Source organism: Pseudomonas sp. efr-133-TYG-103a (genome assembly GCF_030209235.1).
Lineage (GTDB): Bacteria > Pseudomonadota > Gammaproteobacteria > Pseudomonadales > Pseudomonadaceae > Aquipseudomonas.
The window spans coordinates 143209-165100 of record NZ_JARVSK010000010.1 but is presented as its reverse complement, the minus strand read 5'-3'; the positions used below and the strand labels follow the sequence as shown (position 1 = coordinate 165100).

Annotated in this window: 16 protein-coding genes and 1 tRNA gene; 12 read left to right on the top strand and 5 right to left on the bottom strand. The window is 61.4% G+C overall.

The window, feature by feature from the left end; all coding sequences use genetic code 11:
• Positions 1-6 precede the first annotated feature (6 nt).
• From QRN36_RS08515 to tssA, 4 genes are all read right to left on the bottom strand, one after another.
• Positions 7-495: a type VI secretion system tube protein Hcp gene (locus tag QRN36_RS08515; protein WP_285423639.1), complete on the bottom strand. Its 489-nt coding sequence runs from the start codon at positions 493-495 to the stop codon at positions 7-9.
• 72 nt (positions 496-567) lie between these two features.
• Positions 568-2061 (bottom strand): type VI secretion system contractile sheath large subunit, encoded by a 1494-nt coding sequence (gene tssC, locus QRN36_RS08510; RefSeq protein ID WP_285423638.1) that lies wholly within the window; start codon positions 2059-2061, stop codon positions 568-570.
• Between the two features lie 15 nt (positions 2062-2076).
• Positions 2077-2607 carry a type VI secretion system contractile sheath small subunit gene (tssB, locus tag QRN36_RS08505; RefSeq protein ID WP_285423636.1) on the bottom strand — a complete coding sequence of 177 codons (531 nt, stop codon included), beginning with the start codon at positions 2605-2607 and terminating at the stop codon, positions 2077-2079.
• Positions 2608-2707: 100 nt separating this feature from the next.
• A complete protein-coding gene (gene tssA, locus QRN36_RS08500) occupies positions 2708-3724 on the bottom strand; it encodes a type VI secretion system protein TssA (RefSeq protein WP_285423675.1) in 1017 nt (338 codons plus the stop codon).
• A 392-nt stretch (positions 3725-4116) separates the two neighbouring features.
• On the opposite strand from tssA, the gene tagH reads away from it, so the two are divergent.
• The 12 genes from tagH (at position 4117) to tagQ (ending at position 21271) form a co-directional block, all read left to right on the top strand.
• Positions 4117-5478 carry a type VI secretion system-associated FHA domain protein TagH gene (tagH, locus tag QRN36_RS08495; protein WP_285423635.1) on the top strand — a complete coding sequence of 454 codons (1362 nt, stop codon included), beginning with the start codon at positions 4117-4119 and terminating at the stop codon, positions 5476-5478.
• A gap of 50 nt (positions 5479-5528) precedes the next feature.
• The gene (tssJ, locus tag QRN36_RS08490) at positions 5529-6032 is read left to right on the top strand and encodes a type VI secretion system lipoprotein TssJ (protein ID WP_285423634.1); all 504 of its coding nucleotides are present in this window, start codon (positions 5529-5531) and stop codon (positions 6030-6032) included.
• A 15-nt stretch (positions 6033-6047) separates the two neighbouring features.
• The gene (tssK, locus tag QRN36_RS08485; RefSeq protein WP_285423633.1) at positions 6048-7382 is read left to right on the top strand and encodes a type VI secretion system baseplate subunit TssK; all 1335 of its coding nucleotides are present in this window, start codon (positions 6048-6050) and stop codon (positions 7380-7382) included.
• Between the two features lie 6 nt (positions 7383-7388).
• Complete coding sequence (locus QRN36_RS08480; RefSeq protein ID WP_285423632.1) at positions 7389-8702, top strand: DotU family type VI secretion system protein; 1314 nt, start codon at positions 7389-7391, stop codon at positions 8700-8702.
• Positions 8699-12202 (top strand): type VI secretion system membrane subunit TssM, encoded by a 3504-nt coding sequence (gene tssM / locus QRN36_RS08475; RefSeq protein WP_285423630.1) that lies wholly within the window; start codon positions 8699-8701, stop codon positions 12200-12202. The genes QRN36_RS08480 and tssM overlap by 4 nt, the downstream gene beginning before the upstream one ends.
• Positions 12199-12849 (top strand): type VI secretion system-associated protein TagF, encoded by a 651-nt coding sequence (tagF, locus tag QRN36_RS08470; protein WP_285423629.1) that lies wholly within the window; start codon positions 12199-12201, stop codon positions 12847-12849. The genes tssM and tagF overlap by 4 nt, the downstream gene beginning before the upstream one ends.
• Positions 12850-13581: a PP2C family serine/threonine-protein phosphatase gene (locus QRN36_RS08465; protein WP_285423628.1), complete on the top strand. Its 732-nt coding sequence runs from the start codon at positions 12850-12852 to the stop codon at positions 13579-13581.
• 11 nt (positions 13582-13592) lie between these two features.
• The gene (locus QRN36_RS08460; protein ID WP_285423627.1) at positions 13593-16616 is read left to right on the top strand and encodes a serine/threonine-protein kinase; all 3024 of its coding nucleotides are present in this window, start codon (positions 13593-13595) and stop codon (positions 16614-16616) included.
• Complete coding sequence (locus QRN36_RS08455) at positions 16616-17332, top strand: ABC transporter ATP-binding protein (RefSeq protein ID WP_285423626.1); 717 nt, start codon at positions 16616-16618, stop codon at positions 17330-17332. Before QRN36_RS08460 ends, QRN36_RS08455 begins: the two co-directional genes overlap by 1 nt.
• Positions 17332-18534, top strand: a complete 1203-nt coding sequence (locus QRN36_RS08450; protein WP_285423625.1) for an ABC transporter permease — start codon at positions 17332-17334, stop codon at positions 18532-18534. The genes QRN36_RS08455 and QRN36_RS08450 overlap by 1 nt, the downstream gene beginning before the upstream one ends.
• Before the next feature lie 43 nt (positions 18535-18577).
• Positions 18578-20257 (top strand): SUMF1/EgtB/PvdO family nonheme iron enzyme, encoded by a 1680-nt coding sequence (locus QRN36_RS08445; protein WP_285423674.1) that lies wholly within the window; start codon positions 18578-18580, stop codon positions 20255-20257.
• An 84-nt stretch (positions 20258-20341) separates the two neighbouring features.
• Positions 20342-21271, top strand: a complete 930-nt coding sequence (gene tagQ / locus QRN36_RS08440; RefSeq protein WP_285423624.1) for a type VI secretion system-associated lipoprotein TagQ — start codon at positions 20342-20344, stop codon at positions 21269-21271.
• Between the two features lie 292 nt (positions 21272-21563).
• Here the strand turns inward: tagQ and QRN36_RS08435 are convergent.
• Positions 21564-21640: transfer RNA gene (locus tag QRN36_RS08435), tRNA-Arg, on the bottom strand.
• Between the last annotated feature and the right edge of the window lie 252 nt (positions 21641-21892).

Below are 21892 nucleotides of genomic sequence, written 5' to 3'. Positions count from 1 at the left end.
AGGGGATCAGCGTTTGGTGTTCGTGCGGATATTCCAGCCGTACTTGACCGGGCCACCGTCCTTGGTGCCGTCAGCTTTCTGTGGCTGGTAATCAACCAGTACCTGAGCGAAGTTCAGGCAGACGTTCTCCGTCATCCGGTCCGCCGATCCCGAACCGCCTGTTTCCAGGGAAGTGACGATGACCTCTTCAAGATTGATCACCAGATACTCGACCTGGCTCTCACCGCCCGCCTTGCGGACGGTCAGGGTGACTTTGTCGATGTGCTTGCCGCTGGAGCACAGCATCATCAGGTTCGGAGTGGACTTGTCGACGTGTTTGGTGAACGACAGGTCGCGAATGTTGACCTTGCCCGCGCCGCCGCCACCGCCTGTGTGCATGTTCCCGGACTGGGTCATGCCCCAGCTCCAGTTCAATACATCGATCTCGTCCTTATGGGTCTCGTCCATGGACTCGCCCTTGATGTCGCCGATCTTGATGAAGATATCAACTGCCATGTTTTCTCCAATGTGGTCTTCACCACGTTGATTTCGGTCAGGCCGCAGAATGCGACCCGTCCAGTTTTATGATCAGACGCCCTTGGCTGACGGCAGCCGGGAAACCAGACGTAACGACACAGTCAGGCCCTCCAGCTGATAGTGCGGACGCAGGAAGAACTTCGAGTTGTAGTAGCCGGGATTGCCCTCGACGTTCTCGACCACAACCTCGGCTGCGGCCAGCGGATGCTGGGCCTTGGTGGTTTCGCTCGAGTGCGCCGGATCGCCGTCGACATAGTTCAGAATCCAGCCCTGCAACCAGCGCTGCATTTCGTCCTTCTCTTTGAACGAGCCGATCTTGTCGCGCACGATGCACTTGAGGTAATGAGCAAAGCGGCAGGTGGCGAAAAGGTACGGCAGGCGCGCGGCCAGATTGGCGTTGGCAGTCGCGTCCGGGTCGTCGTATTCCGCAGGTTTCTGCAACGACTGCGCACCGATGAATGCCGCGAAATCCGTGTTTTTCTTGTGCAACAGTGGCATGAACCCGTTTTTGGCCAATTCGGCTTCGCGACGGTCGGAAATCGCGATTTCAGTCGGGCACTTCATGTCCACGCCACCATCGTCGGTGGGGAATGTATGGGCGGGGAGGTTCTGCACTTCGCCTCCGGATTCGATGCCGCGAATCCGTGAGCACCAGCCGTAGTGCTTGAACGAGCGATTGATGTTTACCGCCATCGCGTAGGCTGCGTTCGCCCAAGTGTATTTGGCGCTGTCGGCGCCATCGGTGTCTTCTTCGAAAGCAAAGGCTTCCACCGGATCGGTCTTGGCGCCGTAAGGCAGACGCGCCAGGAAGCGCGGCATCGTCAGGCCGATGTAGCGCGAATCCTCCGACTCACGCAGTGAGCGCCAGCCGGCGTACTCCGGTGTTGTAAATATTTTGGTGAGATCGCGCGGGTTCGACAGTTCCTGCCATGAGCCCATGCCCATCACCGTCGGAGAAGCTGCTGCGATGAACGGTGCGTGCATCGCCGCGCAGGTCTTGGACAGCTCGCCCAGCAGCTCGACATCTTTGGGCGACTGATCGAAGTAGTAATCGCCGACCAGACAGCCGTAAGGCTCGCCGCCGAACTGGCCGTATTCCTCTTCATACATTTTTTTGAAGATCGGGCTTTGGTCCCACGCCGTGCCCTTGAATTTTTTCAGCGTTTTGTGCAGCTCCGGCTTGGAAATGTTCAGTACGCGAATCTTCAGCTGCTCGTCGCTTTCGGTGTTGTTAACCAGGTAATGAAGGCCACGCCAGGCGCTTTCGAGCTGCTGAAACTCAGGGTGGTGAATCACCTGATTCACTTGTGCAGTGAGCTTGGCGTCGATGGCCGCAATGATCGATTCGATCGAGGTGATCGCGTCGTTAGAGATCAGATCGGTCTGTGCCAGCGCCTGTTCGGCCAGCGTGCGAACCGCGGTTTCGACCGCTTCGCGGGCGCGCTCTGTCTTGGGTTTGAATTCTTGCAGCAGCAACGAGGCGAACTCGTTGGCATTGTCAGTGAAGCCCGGCTGAGCCGCCTGCTCATTGAGTGACTGAGTCATGTTCGTTCGTCCTGATTACGCTGTCGGCTCGGTGGAATGAGCATCGGTATCCTGAGGTTTTGGCGCACTCGCCAGGGCCTGCAGAAGGGCCGGATCCCTGATCGCTTTCATGATGATTTCTTCCGCACCCGTCTTGCCGTCCATGTAGGTCAGCAGGTTCGCCAACTGAGTGCGGGCGTCGAGCAACTGATTGAGCGAATCGACCCTGCGTGCGACCGCAGCCGGGCTGAAGTCGTCCATGCTCTGGAAGGTGATATCCACGCTCAGGTTGGCTTCGCCGGTCAGCTCATTCGGTACGTGAAAGGCGACACGCGGCTGCATGGCTTTCAGGCGCGAGTCGAAATTATCGACGTCGATTTCCAGGAACCTGCGTTCAGCCACGGCGGCCAAGGGCTCGGCGGGCTTGCCCGCAAGGTCTGCCATCACGCCCATCACGAACGGCAGCTGGACCTTTTTTTCCGCGCCATAGAGCTCGACGTCGTACTCGATCTGGACGCGCGGGGCGCGATTGCGCGCAATGAATTTCTGAGAACTGCTGTTCGCCACGTTGCTCCTCCTGGTCGCTCTTGCGACGTGATTGCCGTCATCGGTCGTAACCGGTCACGGGGTTGTGTGCTTTCCCTGATCGACTTGCCGTCGCGTTCGCTCAATGTGCGTCGGGGCCTTGCAGATGTTCGAGCTGGGAAAACCCGTCTGGAATCAGGTTGCGCACGATGGCCGCGAAGTCTGCGTGGACCAGCGTCTTCGCCCGGCTCAACAACACGGGCAGCGGGCTCGAAGGTTCGTGGCGGGCGTAATAGTCAAGGATCCGGTCCAGGCTGCGGACCACGTCCTCCCGGCCGGAGATCTCAGCGTCCGGGCGCGATTCGGTCGCGGGGCCAGGCGGCGTCTCGTCACAAGACGGGCTGACGCGATCTGGATTCATTTCGCCCACGCTTGCGTCCGGCGCGTGCTCGACGAGGATGTGCAGGGCTTGTTTGAGCAGCCCTTTCAGCGCTGAAAGATCGACCCCGTGCGCACCGCCCACCTGTTCACTGACGTAGTGCTCGATGGCGTCGACGGTGCTGTGAGCCTGGCGCAACGTGGAGCGCAGCGCATTGAGGTGCTCCGGATCACTGTCACGCAGTGCCCCGCAGAGCTCCTCGGATTTGAGGGTTTCGTCGGAGAAAGTCTGCAGGCCTGAGGCGTGGAGCGCGGCACGCAGACTGATCGGGCCAAAGGCGCGTGAGTTCGTCAGTTCGCTTTCGCGCAGCAAGCGAAGGTTGGTTTCGCAGGCAATTGCAGTGAGCGCGTTGATGCGGGCGGTGGGATCGTTGTCGTCTTCAGCGTCCAGACGCGGGTGGATGATCGGCCAGTACCGGCCCAGCAAATCGTGGACCAGCGTCAGGGCACTGGCGAGACCGTGAAACCCTTCGAGGGCCAGCGCGCTCTGCAGCATGAAGTGGGTGATCCGCAGGTCTTTGCTGCGCTGCAAAAGCGCAGTGGCGGACTGTGCGACATGCCGCCATTGGGGGAGTTCTTCAGGGTGAATGGCGTCGCCCATCATGCGTGCCGGCTTGCCTTGAGCATCGCGCTCCAACTGCAGAAAATCCGCGTCGTATTCCAGATCATCGCCACAGGAAGAGTGATCTGAAACTGCGGCGAGTAGTAATGGAATATCCAACACAATCGATATCCTTATCGGCTGAAGGCATAAAAATCAGGTATTGAGGAAACTTCCTACAATAACTAGAGATTGTTCTGACTTTTATAAGTCGGAATATGTCGCTAGGGCTTGGCAATGTTTAACAAGTTGTGCATTTTTGTTGTGAAAGTTATCCGTTGTCAAGGTAAGCTATGTTTCCTCGGTGAAAGTTTTGATGGGGCTGCCGCCTCTCTTTGTCGAGATTCGATTGCAGTTCAGAGCGCTGGGCCAAAGCGTACCGAATGTGCTGAAAACGCCCGTAACAGAACGGTATGGCTGTTAATTTTCGAGGTTTTCCGCGCGATGCCGGGCCGTCGCGCGCAGGTGGAACTGTCTGTGCGAACGTCGCGCAGTGCGAGCAAGGAGGCAAAGTGTCACTCTTTATGACGATAACCAGTTATCAAAAGATAACCCCTGGCCAACTGTCCGAGAAAACCTTGGATAACGGGGTGATGGCTATTGGCCGGGGAAAAGAGTGTGACTGGATATTATCGGATCCGGAGCGTTTGATTTCTTCCCGGCATTGCATCGTTCAATTCAAGGACGGCCGCTATTACCTGACGGACTGCAGTACTAACGGCGTGGAGCTTGTTAATGCAGGTATTCGCTTGCGGCGCGGCAACAGTGAGCCCATTGAAGACGGCGAAGTTATCCGCATTGGTGAATATGAGATTCTCGCGCGCATTAACGTCGATATGAAACTGTCCAGTCCGGCGTCCTCAAATGCTGACTTCGCCAGCAGCTTTGAAGCGCTGATGGGGCAGCAGATTCCGGCTTCACCGTTCCTCGCCGCTGCTGATCCGGCCGCGTGTTTTCAAGGGCCCGGCGCACAGGACACGCTTCCTGATCTGTTCGATTTCCTGATCCCTCCAAAAGCGCCTGCTGCCACCCAGCCGGACCATGTGCCTGCCGATCGCCACGCTTTCCGTCCACCCGAGCCTCTGACGCCGTCTGTCTCGCCTGATGCCCCAGCGTCGGCTTCGTTCGTGAACGTTATTCCTGAGGACTGGGATGTGTCTTCCTCAACGTCCGGTCCCGCTTGCGCTCAACCCGTCGAAGCAGGCAACGCAGATCCGGGCAACTCGCCTCCGACCGCTGCCACTGCCGCTGTCGCTGCCGCTGTCGATCCGGCCGCACCTGACGACCCGTCTGATCTTCTCAAGGCTTTCTTGCGCGGCGCAGGGCTTGAGCGGCTGCGGATAAACCCGGCTCAAGCGCCCGCCCAAATGGCATCGATCGGCCGTAGCTATCGGTTGATGGTCGAGGGCCTTATCGACGTTTTGCGTGCGCGCAGCAGCCTCAAAGGCGAGTTTCGGATGCAGCAGACCCTGATTCGCCCGGTTGAAAACAATCCCCTGAAGTTTGCGCCCAATGCCGATGAGGCGCTGCTGTTGCTGCTCCGTGACGGTAATCGGGCTTTCCTGCCGCCAGATCAGGCGATTGCCGACAGCTTCGACGATCTGCGCGCGCACCAGCTTGCCGTGATGGCAGGTGTCGAGGCGGCGATCAAGTCGCTGCTCAAACGTTTCGAGCCCGCAGAGCTTGAGGCGCGCATGGGCAAATCAGGTGCCCTGGCGAATTTCTTTGGTTCGCGGCAAGCGCAGAACTGGCAGCAATTCACCGAGCTGTACGCGCGCATTTCCCGCGAGGCAGAGGAAGATTTTCAAGACCTGTTCGGTCGCGAGTTCAGCCGTGCTTACGAAGCGCACAGCGCGCGGCTGGGTCGCTCGTAAAAGCAGTCAGGAAAAACGGACAGAAAGTCAGTACGTCATGAGGACGAAGGATGTTTGGAAGAGTTGTAGCGGCAATCGCCACGGCGTTGCTGCTGGTTTCGTGCGCAGACAATGCGCCGACTTCGCCGCCGGTCGAAGCGCCGGTTGAGGCCACCACTGTTGCGCTGCACTTTACGGCAGGCGTAGGGCTTAACCCAGGCGTCAGTGGTGTCGCAGCGCCCGTTCGAGTGCGCATTTTCGAACTGAAGAACATCGCAAGTTTCGCCCGTGCCGATTATTTCGCGTTGGTTGAACGCACGCAGTCGACCTTGGGTGCCGACCTGCTCGATCAGGACGAGCTTCTTCTCCAGCCGGGCGAGCAGTTGACCGTCGAGCGTGGGCCGCACTCGGCTGCCCGGCACATCGGCCTGGCGGTGGGGTTTCGCGAAATCGATCAAGCGCAGTGGCGCGCCGTGCTCACCGTCGCACCGCACCAGGCCTCGGATTTTCATATTGCCGTGGATGCTCGCGCCATCAGTGGCGTACCCGCCGCCAACCCAAATCGTCACCACTAGGCAATCGGAGAACCTATGTCCTGGAACAATCGAGTGGTCTGGTCGGAAGGCATGTTCATCGCAACGCAGCACTTCCAGCAGCATGACCGTTACCTGGAGAACCTGATCGACGCTCGTTGCCGCCCACTGTCGGCCGCATGTTGGGGGTTTTCCGAGCTGATGCTGGACCAAGGTCTGCTGGCGCAGGGCAAGCTCGCGATCGTGTCGGCGCGGGGATTACTGCCTGACGGCACGCCGTTCAGCATTCCCGACGACGATATGGCGCCTAGCCCTCTGACCATCGATGAGGACCTGCGTGACGGGCTGGTTTACCTGGCGCTGCCGCTCAAGCGGGTGGGCCAGCGTGACACGGTGGACGAAGGGGAAGCGCTGGCTGGCGCGCGTTATGTCAGCCGGGTTCGGGAGGTCCGCGATGACAACGCGCCCTTCGAAAACCGTACGCCGGTTGCCGTCGGCGCGCGCGCCTTACGGCTGGTGACGTCCAGGGACGGCTTGAGCGACTACGCGGCTCTCGGGCTGGCTCGCATCAAGGAAAAGCGCGCCGATCACGCCGTTATTATCGACGACAACTACATCCCGCCGGTGCTCGATGTCACCGCGTCCAGACAGCTGAGCGCGTTGTGCAGCGAACTGCTGGGTCTGCTGCATCAGCGTGGTGAGGCCTTGGCGGGTCGTGTTGTGGCGTCCGGTGCAGGCGGGGCTTCGGAGATCGCTGATTTCATGCTGCTGCAACTGGTCAATCGCGCCGAGCCGCTGATCAATCATCTGACTCAGTTGAGGCCGCTGCATCCCGAGCGTCTCTACAGCGAGCTGGTCAGCCTGGCGGGGGATTTCGCCACGTTCACCGCGTCAGGGCGCCGGCCTGATGTGTTCGGGCCGTACCGACACGACGAGCTGGCGCTGAGTTTCGCGCCCGTCGTGGAGGCGCTTCGTGAGGCGCTGTCGACGCTGATCGACAGCAAGGCCACGCCGATTCCGATTGAAGAAAAAACCCATGGCGTGCACGTGGCGACGCTTAACGATCGCAGCCTGATCGACAACGCCAGTTTCGTGCTGGTCGTGCGCGCAGACATGCCCAGCGAAACCCTCCGCGCTCGCTTCGGACAGCAGAGCAAGATCGGCCCGGTCGAGCACATTCGTGATCTCGTCAATTTGCAATTGCCGGGCATCGGCTTGCTGCCGCTGCCCGTGGCGCCACGGCAGATCCCGTTTCACGCAGGTTCGACCTACTACGAACTCGATCGCGGCAGTGAGCACTGGAAGCAGTTGGCAAATTCCGGAGGCTTTGCCTTTCACGTCGCGGGTGAGTTTCCAGGCCTGAGCCTGGCCTTCTGGGCGATACGGGGATAAGACGCGATGCCTTTGCTCAATGACCCGCTCAGCACGCCGTCGTTCTCCAACGACCGTACGCAATTCATCCCGCGTCCCGGCGGCCGAAGTTCGCAACCGGCGGGTGCTCCCGAGCCGTTATCGGTGCCGGCGCCGCCCTTGCAGATTGGCAGCGCGCTGGGTCTGAACCCGCTCGAATCGGCCGCAGCCTCTTTGCTTGCGCTGCTGCCTCGCCTGCGCAACACCATCGCTCATCCTGCGCCAAGCAGTTTGCGTGCTCAGTTGCTCGGGTACCTGCGCCAGTTTCAGGCGCGTGCGGAAGCTGCCGGTATTGCCCGCAACGAAGTGCTGTTGGCGCGATATGTCTTGTGCGCCGCGCTTGATGAAGCGGTGCTCAGTACCCCTTGGGGCAGCAGCAGTGACTGGGGCAAGCAGAGCCTATTGATTACGGTGCACAACGAGGCCTGGGGTGGCGAAAAGGTATTCCAGTTATTGGAGCATTGCCTGCAAAGCCCCCGCGAGCGCCTGTATTTGCTGGAGGTTCTGTATGTGTGCATGTGCCTGGGTTTCGAAGGCCGTTATCGAGTAATGAACGACGGCCGTCGACAACTGGATGCCCTGCGCGAGCGCACCAGTGCGGCCATTCGCAGCACCCGTGGCGAGTTTGAGCGTGATCTGTCGCCGCATTGGCGTGGCCACGAAGAAATGCGGGATCGGCTGTCACAGTTCCTTCCTCCGTGGGTGGGCGTCGCCATCGGACTGGCGTTCCTGCTGGTTCTGCTGTTCGGTTTGCGCCTGGAGCTGGCCTCCGAGGCTGAGCCGGTGTTCGGGAATATCCATGCCTTGGGCGAGATTCCAGTTCAATCCGTCATCCCTGCGATTGTGCAGCCCAGAGCTGTCGAGCGGCCTCGATTGGCAGGCTATCTGATTGAAGACATCCGGCTCGGTCGGGTGGCCGTTGAAGACGCCGTGGACCGGTCGGTCGTGACCCTTCGTGGCGATCAGGTGTTTTCCTCGGCCAGCGCCGCCATCGTTGACGATCTTCAGCCACTGATGCTTCGCATCGCCGATGCCATCGCCAAGGTCAAGGGCCAGGTGCGCATCACCGGCCACAGCGATAACCGTCCTATCGCCACCCTGCGGTTCCCGTCGAACTGGGCGCTGTCCCGCGCGCGCGCCGAGCAGGTCATGCACATTCTGGCAGCCAGGACCGGACAGCCCGAACGCTTCGCTGCCGAGGGACGTAGCGATACCGAGCCATTGGCTTCGAACGCAACGGCTGAAGGGCGAGCAAAAAATCGGCGGATAGAAATATCGGTATTGGCGGAGGGGGTCGAGTGAAGGCGTTTTTCAAATGTATCTTTCGCTGGGCGGCGCCCGTCCTCGGTCTGCTGGCGCTGAGTCTGATCATCTGGTTCGTCGGACCCTCGCTGGACCTGCTGATCCCGGAAGCTCGGCGCTGGGTGTTGATCTTCATGCTTTTCGCCGCATGGATCGGCTGGCGGGTATATCGCGTGATTCAGGCGCGACGTAAGGCTGCTCGAGTCATGGAAAGTCTGGCTGCGCAAACTCCTCCAGATCCGGCCAGCATCGCTACGGCCGAGGAACTGGCCACGTTGCGCCAGCGCATGGACGACGCCCTCAAGCTGCTGAAAAAAGCGCGCCTGGGCGGTGACGAACGACGCAACCTTTACGAGCTGCCTTGGTACGTGATCATCGGGCCTCCGGGCTCGGGCAAAACCACGGCGCTGGTCAACTCCGGTCTGCATTTTCCGCTGGCCGCGCACATGGGCGCGCAGGCGATTCGCGGTGTGGGCGGCACACGCCATTGCGATTGGTGGTTTACCGATCAAGCGGTTCTGCTCGACACCGCTGGCCGATACACGACGCAAGACAGCCACGCACAGGTCGATAAGGCCGCTTGGCTTGGTTTTCTCGATCTGCTCAAAAAACAGCGTGCGCGCCGGCCCATCGATGGCGTGTTCGTCGCCATCAGCCTGGGCGATCTTTTGTCCGGCAGTGACGCCGAGCGCGCCGCTCACGCGGCTGCCATTCGCGCAAGGGTTCAGGAACTCTACAGCCAGTTGGGCGTGAGGTTTCCGGTTTACTTCATGCTGACCAAGCTCGACCTGGTTCCGGGCTTCATGGAGTTTTTCGATGCCCTGAGCAAGGAGGAGAGGGCGCAGGTGTGGGGCATGACCTTCGCGCTGGATGACGGCCAACACAGCGCCAGCCCGCTGACGCATTTTCAGCGCGAATTCACCCTCATCGAGCAGCGTCTCAATGCCCGGCTGGTCGAGCGTCTGCAGCAGGAGCGTGACCCGGCGCGGCGAGACCTGATCTACGGTTTCCCGCAGCAGTTCGGTGCACTGAAAGACACGCTGCAAAGCTTCCTCGAGGATGTGTTCAAGCCCAATGCGTTCGAAGACCGGTCGCTGCTGCGGGGTGTTTATTTCACCAGCGGCACGCAGGAAGGCAGCCCGATCGATCGGCTGATTGGCGCGATGGCTCAGAGCATGAATCTGGATCGTCAGCATCTGGCGCGGCAGACCGGCACAGGGCGCAGTTACTTTATCGAAAAGCTGTTCACCGCAGTCGCCTTCGCGGAGCGCGGGCTGGTGGGCGTCAACGTCAAGGTCGAGCGTCGGCGCAAGTGGTTGGGCCGAGGCGCGTTGGCGGCAACCGCGGCGCTGGTCGTGCTGATCAGCGTGTTATGGCTGGTCAGTTATCGCGCCAACCAAGCGTACATCGCCCAGGTCGACCGTAAGGTCGCGTCGTTGGGCCAAGCGGTTCGGCGACTGAGCCCAGCGCAGCGCGACGTATTGTCAGTGCTGCCGCTGCTTGATGGGGCGCGCCATCTGGCGAGCACCCCGCCCGATATGACTCAGGGACTGGGTTTGTATCAGGGCGACATGCTGGAAGCGGAATCAGCAGGCGTGTATCGCAAGCTGCTGATCGCCGTCTTTGCGCCACGTCTGGTGGCGCGCATCGAAGAGCAATTGCGCAGCGGCGCCAGTACAGACTTCCTCTATGAGGGACTGAAGACGTATCTGATGTTCGCTGACGGTGAACATCACGCGCCCGACTTCATCAAGGCATGGATAGCGCTGGATTGGGATCAGACTTTGCCTCGCGACCTTGCGCCTGACCAGCGCCAGGCGCTGAGCGCGCATTTGCAGGCACTGTTCGAACGTCGCCCACCGGACGCCCGCCTGGATCAGCGACTGATCGATGATCTGCGTCGCCAACTGCAACAACTGCCGGTGGCGCAGCGCGTCTACGAGCGCATCAAGCGACAGAAACTCCCCGAAGGGGTGCCGGACTTCCGTTTGACCGAGGCCGTGGGACGCGACGCCGCGCTGGTGTTCCGGCGCAAGAGCGGTAAGCCGCTGGATGATCCGCTTAGCGGGTTCTTCACCGTCAAGGGCTACCGCGAGGTGTTCTTGGCGAGCACCCTGAAGCAGGCGGCAACCCTTGCCGAGGAACAATGGGTGTTGGGCATCGATCCCGCTGCCCGGCAGAACGCCGCCATCCTTGCAGCCGATGTGCGTCGTCTCTACTTCCGGGATTACCAGCGTCAGTGGGATGCCCTGTTGGAAGACATTGATTTGGTGTCGATCACTCATGTGGCGCAGGCGGCCGATCTGCTACGGCTGGTCTCCGGGCCCAGCTCTCCGCTGAAAAAGCTGCTGCTGGCCGTAGCCCGGCAAACCCGTCTGCAACAGGACGACAACCTGCTTGCCGAGCATGGCAAGCAGGTTGAGGGCAGTGTCGACCAACTGAAGAACCGGCTGGGATCGATGTTGGGCCAGGAGCCGGCCCGCCCCGTTTCAGGATCTGGCGCTGAGCAAGATCCGGTCAGCGAGCATTTCGCCGCGCTCGACGCTTTCGTCAACAGGGCCGAAGACGAGCCTGCGGCTATCGATGGCCTGCTGGCGGACATGAACGCGCTGTACGTCCAGATCAGCGCTCTGGTCGATGCCAGCGGCGAGGCATTGTTGGGCCAGGCAAGAACCTCGGCCAGTGCCGCAGCCACACGGGTCGGTCTGAATGCCGACCGGCAGCCACCGGTTGTCCAGCGGCTGGTCAGGTCCATGGTCAGTGCTTCCACCAACACCATGATGGGTGGGGTGCGTAATCAGTTGAACGCCGCGTGGGTCAGTGACGTGGTGAACGTGTACCGCCAATCCCTGAGCGGTCGTTATCCGCTGACCCCCGGCAGCGCCCGAGACGCGACGCTGGACGATTTCGGCCAATTCTTCGGCGTCGGCGGGGTGATGGACAACTACTTCCGCAAGTACCTGCAGGACTACGTCGACACCTCGGCATCGACCTGGCGTTGGCAACCGGGGGCCGCGCAAAAACTCGGTATCAACCCGTCCGTGCTGCAGACCTTCCAGCGTGCTGCTGCGATTCGCGAGGCGTTGTTCCGCGCCGGTGGCATGCAACCCGCGGTGCGTTTCGAGCTCAAGCCAGTGACGATGGATGCTTCGGTCAATCAGTTCCTGCTCGACCTGGACGGTCAGCAAATCAGCTACGACCACGGCCCGAGCCGCTCCGCCGCGATGCAGTGGCCCAACCCCGGCAGCATTGGCGTGGTGCGCCTATCGATTTCCCCGCCTGCGGCCGACGGTCGGTCCGCATCGACGCTGGAAGGGCCGTGGGCGTGGTTCCGGTTGCTGGATCAGTCGGATCTTGTTTCCGGTGGTTCGCCAGACCGCTTCACACTTCGACTGCGGGTTGGCAGCGCGGGCATTACCTATGAGCTGCGGGCGAACAGCGCTTTCAACCCGTTCAAGAGCCGTGTGCTGAGCGGTTTCAGCTTGCCGGAGCGGTTATGACGCAGCTGGGTTTCTACGGCAAGGTGGCCAGTCGCGGTGATTTCGTCAGCCGTGGTCTACCGGAAAGCTTCATTCGGCCTTGGGATGCCTGGCTGGCGGCAGGCTTGCACACCAGTCGGCAGCAGTTAGGCGACGACTGGCTCAGTGCCTATTTGATCAGCCCGTTGTGGCGCTTCGCCTTGGCGTCAGGTGTCTGTGGTGTTGATGCCGTGGTCGGCGTGTCGATGCCGAGCGTTGATCGGGTCGGTCGCTATTTTCCGCTGACCGTCGCACAGCTCATCGAGCCCGAACAGTCGCTGGCGGCCTTGGTAAGCGGCCCCGAGGATTGGTTCGAGCACGTTGAGGCCTTGCTGTTGGCGACTCTTGAAGAGGGTGCGGACTTCACGCAGTTCGAGGGCGCTGTCGCCGCGCTGGGTAGTTTGCCGACGACGTCGACTCAGCCAGTGCATCAGGTTGCCAATTTGCAGCACTCAGGCGCCGCCGATCCGCGTTCACGGCAGCAGATGCTCGCTGACCTTGCCTGCGACGGAGTGAGTCTCTGGTGGGGTAAAGGATCGGAGCGCATCGCGCCGGGACTGATGCGCTGCTCAGGGCTGCCGGATGTCGCCTCTTTCAGCTGTCTGCTCGGGCAGGGAGGGTGTGTCTAAATGCTTGCTCGACGTGAAACCCTTCAGTGCCGCTCCGCCAGTTGCAGTCATGTTGGCATGGTACGGCAGATCAACGAAGACGCGTTTCTGGAGTTGCCCGAGAACGGTCTCTGGGTCGTCGCCGACGGGATGGGCGGGCACGCGGCGGGAGATTATGTCGCCAGCCTGATCGTCGACAGCCTGCGGCGCGTTGCGCCTGTCGACGCGCTGTCACGGTATACCCACGCGCTGCGTCAGGCGCTGACTCACGTCAACGCAGCCGTACGTGAGGAAGCGGTGCTGCGTGGACTCGGCGTGATGGGTAGCACGGTGGTGGCGTTGGCGGTGCAGGGCGACCGAGGCGTCTGCCTGTGGGCGGGAGACAGTCGCCTTTACCGTCTGCGCAACGACGAGCTGCAAAGCATTTCGCGCGACCACAGCTACGTCCAGGACCTGCAAGACAGCGGCTTGCTCAGCGAAGCCGAGGCTCGCGTGCATCCCCGGGCCAACATCGTGACTCGCGCCGTCGGCGTGGACGGCACGCTGGATCTGGCGGCGATCAACCTGGAGATCCTGCCTGGCGACACCTATCTGCTGTGCAGCGATGGCCTCAACAAGACCGCCGAAGACCATGAAATTTGCGATGTGCTGCGTCATCCGGACCCCTATCAAGTCGTGCGCTGCCTTGTGCATATGGGGCTGGCTCGTGGCGCACCCGACAACATCACGGCCATCGTCGTCAAAGCCTCGTGAAGACCTCAGCAATGGACATACTGATACCCGGATTCGACACCGTGGCCGAGATTGGCGAAGGCGCCATGGCCACCGTCTACCTCGCCACGCAACGCTCACTGGAACGTCAGGTCGCGCTGAAGATCATGGCAGCGGCGCTCTCGGCGGATCCAACGTTCTGCGAGCGCTTTCTGCGTGAAGGCAGGACGCTGGCGCGGCTTTCCCACCCGCACACCGTGACGATTCACGACATCGGCAATGTCGGGGATCTGTACTACATGGCCATGGAATACCTGCCCAATGGCACTTTGAAAGAGCGTATCGCGGCGGGCATGAGCGCGGAACAGGGCCTGATCTACGTTCGTCAGATTGCCTCGGCGCTGGGTTATGCCCATTCGCAAGGGCTCGTTCATCGCGACGTCAAACCGGCCAATATTCTCTTTCGCGCCAATGGCTCGGCGGTGCTCTCGGACTTCGGCATCGCCAAATCGCTGGATGATCGCACGCAGTTCACCCAGGCCGGGCTAGCCATTGGCACCCCCAGCTACATGAGCCCTGAACAGGCGCGCGGGCTGGAGATCGATGGGCGCGCCGACCTGTACGCGCTGGGCGTCGTGTTGCACGAGATACTCGTCGGCAGCTTGCCGTATAGCGGCACGGATGCGTTGTCCACGGTGCTCGCGCATCTGACCGAGCCGCTTCCGGAGCTGCCGATTCAGCACGGACGATATCAACAGATCCTCAGCAAGCTGCTGGCCAAGGAGCGTAACGATCGCTTTGCCGATGCTGCCGAGCTGATCGCCGCGCTGGACAGTCTGCCACCCGAGCCTGCCGACGCGACGATGATTCATCCGGTGCCGTTGCGGCCTGACGACGTGATGACTGAGCCTGCGCCGAAAGAGGGCTCCAATCACATCGCGGGCGCGTCGGCTGCGCCGTGGACGTCCCCGGGTGAGCGCGATCCGCTCCACAAAACTGGGAGCGGATCTGAGCGGCGCAAAGGGCTGGCTGTGGCATTGCTGGCAGTCGCGATCGCTGCGGCGCTGGGGCTAGGCGTTTATGGATGGCTGAGTGGAGACAGGGCCAAGGCCGCGCCAATCGTTGCCGCGTCCGACGCTTCCGAGCCTTCGCTGGCCTCTGCGCCTAAGATCCCGGCCGAACCCGCGCAGCCTTCCGTTTCAGAGCTGAACGTCGGCAACCGTCCGCTGCTGATGGCGGGAAAGAAGACCCTGTTTCAACGCGTGCTGAGCAAGCCCGGCGCGACGCTTTCCAGCAATGCGGGTGCGGCAGCGGGCAGGCAGCCGCTGCCTGCGTTTTCGGTGCTGTATGTGTACCAGCGCAAAAAACTTGCTGGCAGTGAATGGTTGCAGGTCGGTTCGGCCAGCGATGGCCGCACTGAAGGCTGGTTGTCGGCCGATCAGGTCAGCGACTGGAAGCAGAGTCTGGTGCTGAAGTTCAGCGAGCGCTCCGGGCGGGCGCCGGCCATGTTTGTGCGCGACGCCCGCGAGGTGGAGCGGCTGCTCAATGACCCGGAAGCAGCCAGGACACTGCTGTTCAACGCGCAGCAGAACGCCGATGAGTCGAGGCAGGTGCTTGCGCTTGAGCCCGCTGGCAGTGCCGTGCCGCACGGTCAGTTCTATTTGCTGCCGATCTTCGATGCCAAAGAGGCCTTCGACCCGAACGGCCAGCCTGTTCAGTTGCTAAAAATCGCATCCATCGACCCTGGTCATACGCCACAGCCGAACGACGCAGGCACACCCCTTAAGCCTGCAGCGGCGAGCGATGCTTTCCGCACCGGGGTCGTGCTTGTCGTGGATACGTCTGTGTCGATGCAACCCTATATCGATCAGGTGCGCGACGTGGTTGCTGAGCTGCAAAGTCAGCTGGCCCGGCATGGCGAGCTGGACAACGTCAGCTTCGGGCTCGTGGGTTATCGAAACGATGTCAGCAAAACGCCTGGCCTTGGTTACCTCAGCAAGACCTTGATCACGCTGGATCAGGGCCGCGATCCGGCGCGTTTTCTGAGACTGGCTCAGCAGATCAAGGCCACCACCGTCTCCAGTCATTCTTTCAACGAAGACGCGTTCGCCGGCGTGATGCAGGCCGTCAACGGCATGGACTGGTCGGGCTACGGCGGACGCGTGATCTTGCTGGTCACCGACGCGGGGGCATTGCGCAAGAATGACCCCTATGGCAGCACCCGGATGAACGAGGCCGAAGTGCGCCAAGCCGCGCTCGGCAAGCAGATCAAGATTTACGCGCTGCATGTGAAAACCGACGCGGGCAAGAGCAATCATGCCTTCGCCGAGCAGCAATACCGCACGCTGACCGCCGACGACAATCCGCAGATCGGCGACCTGTATGTGCCGGTTCCGGGGGGCGACGTAGAAAAGTTCGGTCAGCGGGTGTCCGAAATCGGTTCGGTGTTCGCGGACCTGGCTTATCAGGTGCGCAACAATAAGACGCCCACCGTGCCTGCTCTGTCAGCAACGCCGAGCGTGGCCGACAAATCGTCGGCCATTGGTTACGCCATGCGCATGGATTTCCTTGGCAAACAGTCCGATGTCCGCGCGCCGCAGCTCGTCAGCGCCTGGACGGCTGATCGCGACCTCACCGATACAACGCTGCCGCAATTCCAGGTCTGCGTGATGCTCAGCAAGCTGCAACTCAACGATCTTCAACAGTCGCTGAAATTGATCGTGGATACCGCGCGCAAAACCCTGAGTTCGCCCAAGGATTTCTTTCAGGAAATCGCCAGCGCCAGTGCGTATATGAGTCGGGATCCCGCAGCGCTGACCAAAGGCGGCAACCTCGCCCAAGGTGGCGTGCTCGGCGAATATCTGGAAGGGCTGCCATACCGCAGCAAATCACTCAGCATGAGTCAGGATTTATGGCTGTCGCTCAGTGTGGCCGAGCAGGAAGATTTCATCGACGAGCTGGATTCGAAAATCCGCCTCTACGAAACCTTTCACAACGACCTCGCCAATTGGGTCCGTTTTGGTGATGCCGGGCCGGGTGACGCCCTGTATCGCGTGCCGCTGTCGACGTTGCCGTGATGATGAGTCTGCGAAATGTGCGAAAAACGCGAGGCCAGGGCAGCCAGCGTTACAGCCTGGTGGTTGCGCGGCTGGATCTGGCTGCCGGCGACCAATGGGCTGTGGTCGGTCCCAGCGGCTGTGGCAAGAGCACGCTGCTGGAAATACTGGCGTTGGTGCTGTCGCCGGACGATTGCGAGCGTTTTGAATTCGCCACCGATGAGGGCGCCGTCGACATCGCCAGCCTTTGGCGTCGTGGACAACATAGCCGCCTCGCCGCAGTGCGCAGCCACCAGATGGGCTATGTGCTGCAAACCGGCGGGTTGCTGGATTACCTCACGGTGCGCGACAACATCGGGCTGTCCCGACGAATACTGGGTTTGCACGACGATGGCAGCGTAGGGCGGCTGGCGGCGCAACTCGAAGTGACCGAACAGCTCAATAAAAAGCCTCGGGCCCTCTCGGTCGGGCAGCGTCAGCGCGTCAGTTGCGCTCGAGCGCTGGTTCACGATCCACAGCTTCTGCTGGCCGATGAGCCTACTGCTGCACTTGATCCTCTCAATGCCGTGCGCGTGATGAAGTTGTTGTTGCAGCGCGTCCGCGAGTACGGCGCTTGCTGCGTTGTCGCGACCCATGACGAGCGCCTCGCCCGAGAAAGCGGAATGCGCATTCTGCGCCTTGATTGCGTACGCGATGCCGATGGCGGTGTCACTGCCACGCTTGAGGACGAATGCTGATGCGAATGGCGATGCTGACGTCCTTGGCCTGGCAGGACTATCGCGCCGATGCGCGGCTTTCGGCTTGTACGGTGCTGGCATTGGTTGCCGTGATCACACCGCTTATGGTGTTGTTCGGGCTCAAATTCGGGCTGATTGGCAGTCTCACGGATCGGCTTGAGCGCGATCCGGCCGTGCGGGAAGTCATTCCCATGGGCGGCGGGCGCTTCAGTGCTGCGTTCGTTGAAACCCTTGGACGCAGGCCCGATGTGGGTTTCGTCGTGGGCCGCACCCGCCAGATTGCTGGCACCGCCGATCTGTCATTGGCCCCGACGGCGTCCGTGGTGAATGTCGAAATGATCCCGACGGCCGCCGGCGATCCGCTGCTGGGCGATATTCTTCCTCCCGCCGAACCGAACCGGATCCTGCTCAGCCAGACAGCTGCCGAAAAGCTCGGTGCCAAAGCGGGTGACTGGCTCGACGCGCGACTCACTCGGCAGAAGTCGGGCGTCGCACAGGCACAGCACGCTCGATTGCAGGTCGCATCGGTGTTGCCGCTGGACGCATTTGGCCGTGACGGAATGTTTGCGCCAGTGGCGTTGCTGGAGGCGGTCGAGGATTACCGCGACGGCCAGGCCGTGGAGGCTTTCGGCTGGACCGGGGATGTGTCTGCGAGCAGCCGACAACGTGTTTACCCGGCGTTTCGCCTGTACGCCCGCAATCTCGATGACGTCGAACCGCTGCGCCTGTACTTCGCGCAGAACAGCGTGCTGGTCTCCACCCAGACGCAGACCATCTCACAGGTCAAATCCCTGAGCCGCAACCTCACGATCGTGTTCTGGATCATCGCGGCGTTGGCGATGTTGGGCGCCGTAGCCGCAGTGTTCGCCGGCGCGCTGGCGGCGGTGGAGCGCAAGCGTCGAGAGCTCTCAGTGTTGCGCCTACTGGGTTTGAGCACCGGCGCGCTGCTGCTGTTCGTCGTGCTGCAGGCCTTGTACAGCGGAGCGTTGGCGGCGCTGATCAGCATCATCCTCTATGGACTGGCCGAGCGCGGCCTCAACGACCTGTTCATGCCGGCATCCGGCGAATACGCCAGCCACCTGCTGATGCGCCACTACAGCGCGACGGTGCTCGCTGTGCTAGGCGCCAGCGCATTGGCCGCAGGGATGGGCGGCCTGCGCGTCGCCCGTATCGAAGCGGCAGAAGGGATCAGAGATGTCTGAGCGGTGTGCTGCTCTTCAAGCATTGGCCCTGGCCACACTGTGCATGTCACTGGCCTACGGCGCGCCGACACTCGCCGATAACGGGAGCACGGCGGACAACCCCAAGCCGCTGACGGGTGATGTGTTCCTGCCGTTACCTTGCGGTGGTGAAATGGTACTGCGCTACGTCTACGTGTTGGCCCAGGGCTCGCTGGACGATCGCGAGGTGAGCCTTGGCTATCCGTTCAGCGAAGACGAGCCGGGTTACAAGCAGCCCTTCATTTCAGGCTACCGACGCGATTTCATCAACGGCCAGTTCACGCCCGACGATCTGCCGGCCGCCTGGCGCAAGATCATCAAGCCGCTGCTGCCAAAGACCGACGCTTCCACGCCCCTCAAGCCAATGCTGTATTTCATCGGGAAGTACGAAGTCACCGCGCGGCAGTACGCGCACGTCATGTCGCAGGCTCGATCGACCGCCAGCGATGAATCGTCGCCGGTATGCCAGGACCCTGAGGGCATGCTCGGGCGCTTGCCGAAGGTCAGGCTGTCGCGCTTTGAGGCCGAGCGATTTGCCGCGGTCTACAGCGGCTGGCTGATGAGAAATCACCCCGACCTGTTGCCGGTCAGCGGGCGAGACCAACGCGATGACGGCGGGGTCGGTTTCGTCCGCTTGCCCACGGAAGTCGAATGGGAATATGCCGCCCGTGGCGGCCAGGCAGTGACTCGCCAGGAACTGGAAGGCCGACTGTTCCCTCGCCGCCGGGAAGGCAGTGAAGAAGACGGGCCGCTGGGCGATTGGGCGGTGTTCAATCAAGTGGCAGGCGGTACCGGGCAGGCCGCGCGATTGATGCCCGTCGGCACTCGCCAGCCCAATCCCATCGGTCTGTTCGATGTGATCGGTAACGCCGCGGAAATGGTCCAGGAGTCGTTTCAGCTGGTGCATGCCGGGCGTCGCCATGGCAGTTACGGCGGCTTCATCGCCAAGGGGGGCAATTACCTGGAAGGCGAGGGCACGCTGTTCACCGGGATGCGCCGTGAGTATCCGCTCTTCGCTGCCGACGGTAGTGAGCAGCGCAACGAGACCACGGGTCTGCGCATCGCGATCGGTGCGCTATCGGCGCCGCGTTCGCGCTACAAGGAGCTCTTCGAGCAGTGGCAGAAAGAAGGCAGGCTGGCGTCGCTCACCGACGCCATCGATGACGCCGAAGACCCGACCAAGCGCCTGGACAGCATCATCGCCGCCAGCGCCGACCCCAAGCTCCAGGCTGAGCTGGGGCGGGTGAATGAAGAGCTCAAACGCAACGTCTCGCTGATCGCCCGGCAGCGCGAGGAGGCGGCTGGCAACCTGATTCAGTCCTCCGCGTTGGTCGCCGAGACCATCAGCAACTACAACATCCGCCTGACCAATCTGCGCAACAGCCAGCAGCTTGCGACCGACGGCAACGACCACGCCAGCGCCAGGCTGTTCGCCGCCGCCATCCGCAACGGCACCAGTGCGCTGGACGGCGCGGTCGCCATCTATCTCGACAACCTTGCCACCGGCACCCGCTACACCGATGCGGTCATTCGCGCGCAATTTCAGCGGGTCCGGGAAGACCTTATTCGCAAGCCGGTACTGGGCAAGAGCCTGGTGGCGCGGGCCACGCTTTTCGTCAGTCATGTGGAGCATTACCGCCAACACAACCGAGCGGATCCACAAAAAATTCTAAAGGAGTTGCTCGCGTCGGCCAGTCAGCCATGACGGCCGTCGTTCAGCGAGCTGAAAGGGAGTCCGGGCGGCCCGTTGCCTACCGGCGTTGTAAAAACCAGAAAAGAGAGCATCACCATGCAGTTTCCTCGTAACTTCGTTATCTCGACCTCCACCTGTCGCGCGCTGCTGCTGGCCTGTGCCGGGTTCAGCGCCGTGCTGACGGCAGGCTGTGCCAGCTCGCCGGTTTCCAAAGTCGGCGCGAGCACTCAAGTCGAGTACTACCCGACCTGCTACGAACCGGTGAAGCATCTGCGAGGCACCGATTCGGACACCACCCAATCGATGTTCGGCGGCGCTGCCGTTGGCGCAGTGGGCGGCGCTTTGGCGGGTGCATTGGTCGGCAATTCCGAAGACCGCGCCCGTAATGTCGCCATCGGCGCCGCAGGGGGCGCACTGGTGGGCGGAGCTGCGGGGTACTACACCGAGAAACAGAAACAGATCGTCGATGACCGTCAGCGCATCGGTTCCTATGCCACCGATATCAACCACAGCGCGGCCGATCTTGATCGCAGCACTGCCTACGCCCAGGCATCTCAGTCTTGCTATCAGGGTGAGTTCACCCGATTGATCAGCGCCCGCAAGGCCAAGACCATTGATGACACCGAGGGTCGCAAGCGACTGGCTGAAATCGTCGCGGGCCTGAAGGAGTCCAACGACCTGATAGCGGCGGTTAACGGCAGATCGGCTGAGAACCTCGACAGTTACACCCAAGCGTATGAAAAGGATCTGCAGAACGTAGGCGTTCAACGTGCCGATGTCGTGGTCATTGCAGCTGCAGACACCGCGCCACCCGCTGCAAAGACTCACAAGAAAAAGACGGCGGTGAAGAAAAAACGGCCGAGCGTCCCGCAGGAAGCGGTGAGCACCGAGAAGACTCTGCAGGACGCCAAGGTCAAGCAAGCTGCAAGCGAGCAGATCGCGGCCAGCGGACAATCGCAGGTCAATGCCATGTGCAAAAATGCGGATCTGGGCGACTGGGCCCCGGTGCCTTGCCCGAACGTCTGATCAGGCATTCCTGAACGGTAGCTCGTCCTTCCACGCCGGCCCTGTCTCATCGGCAGCGCCGGTTTGGACGGTTCAGAGCTTCACGTTCATCGTGATCCGCGCTGTGGATCGTCCGTCGCCCATCGGCATTAAACCTCTCCGCAGCCGTCAGCGACCGAAGCGGCACGCGCTGTCTGAAAGCTCGAACGACCCGCGGCGCCGCGATGCGTCGGCCACAAAAAAGCCCGCACATCGGCGGGCTTCTTTATATACGGCGGTTTTCAGAACGTGTCGAACGACCTGAAATCAAAAATGGCGCACTTGGCGGGATTCGAACCCACGACCCCTGCCTTCGGAGGGCAGTACTCTATCCAGCTGAGCTACAAGTGCAACGCGGGCGCCATGATACTCATCTGACCTGCGTGCGTCCATGCTGGCGAGTGACTGTTGTCGATTTCGCACGTTTGCGCGTGTCAGAAGTGACGTTGATCAGAAAAGTTCGGGATTGCCGGGGTTTGCGTTCTTTTTCTCGAACGGAGTATTGTCCTTTACCCCTGTTGTCCCTAGGATTCGTTTGAGATTTCAAACGCTCACCTTCGGTTTCTCTGCGCTTTACCTTTCTTTGCGCGCAGGTCCGACCCC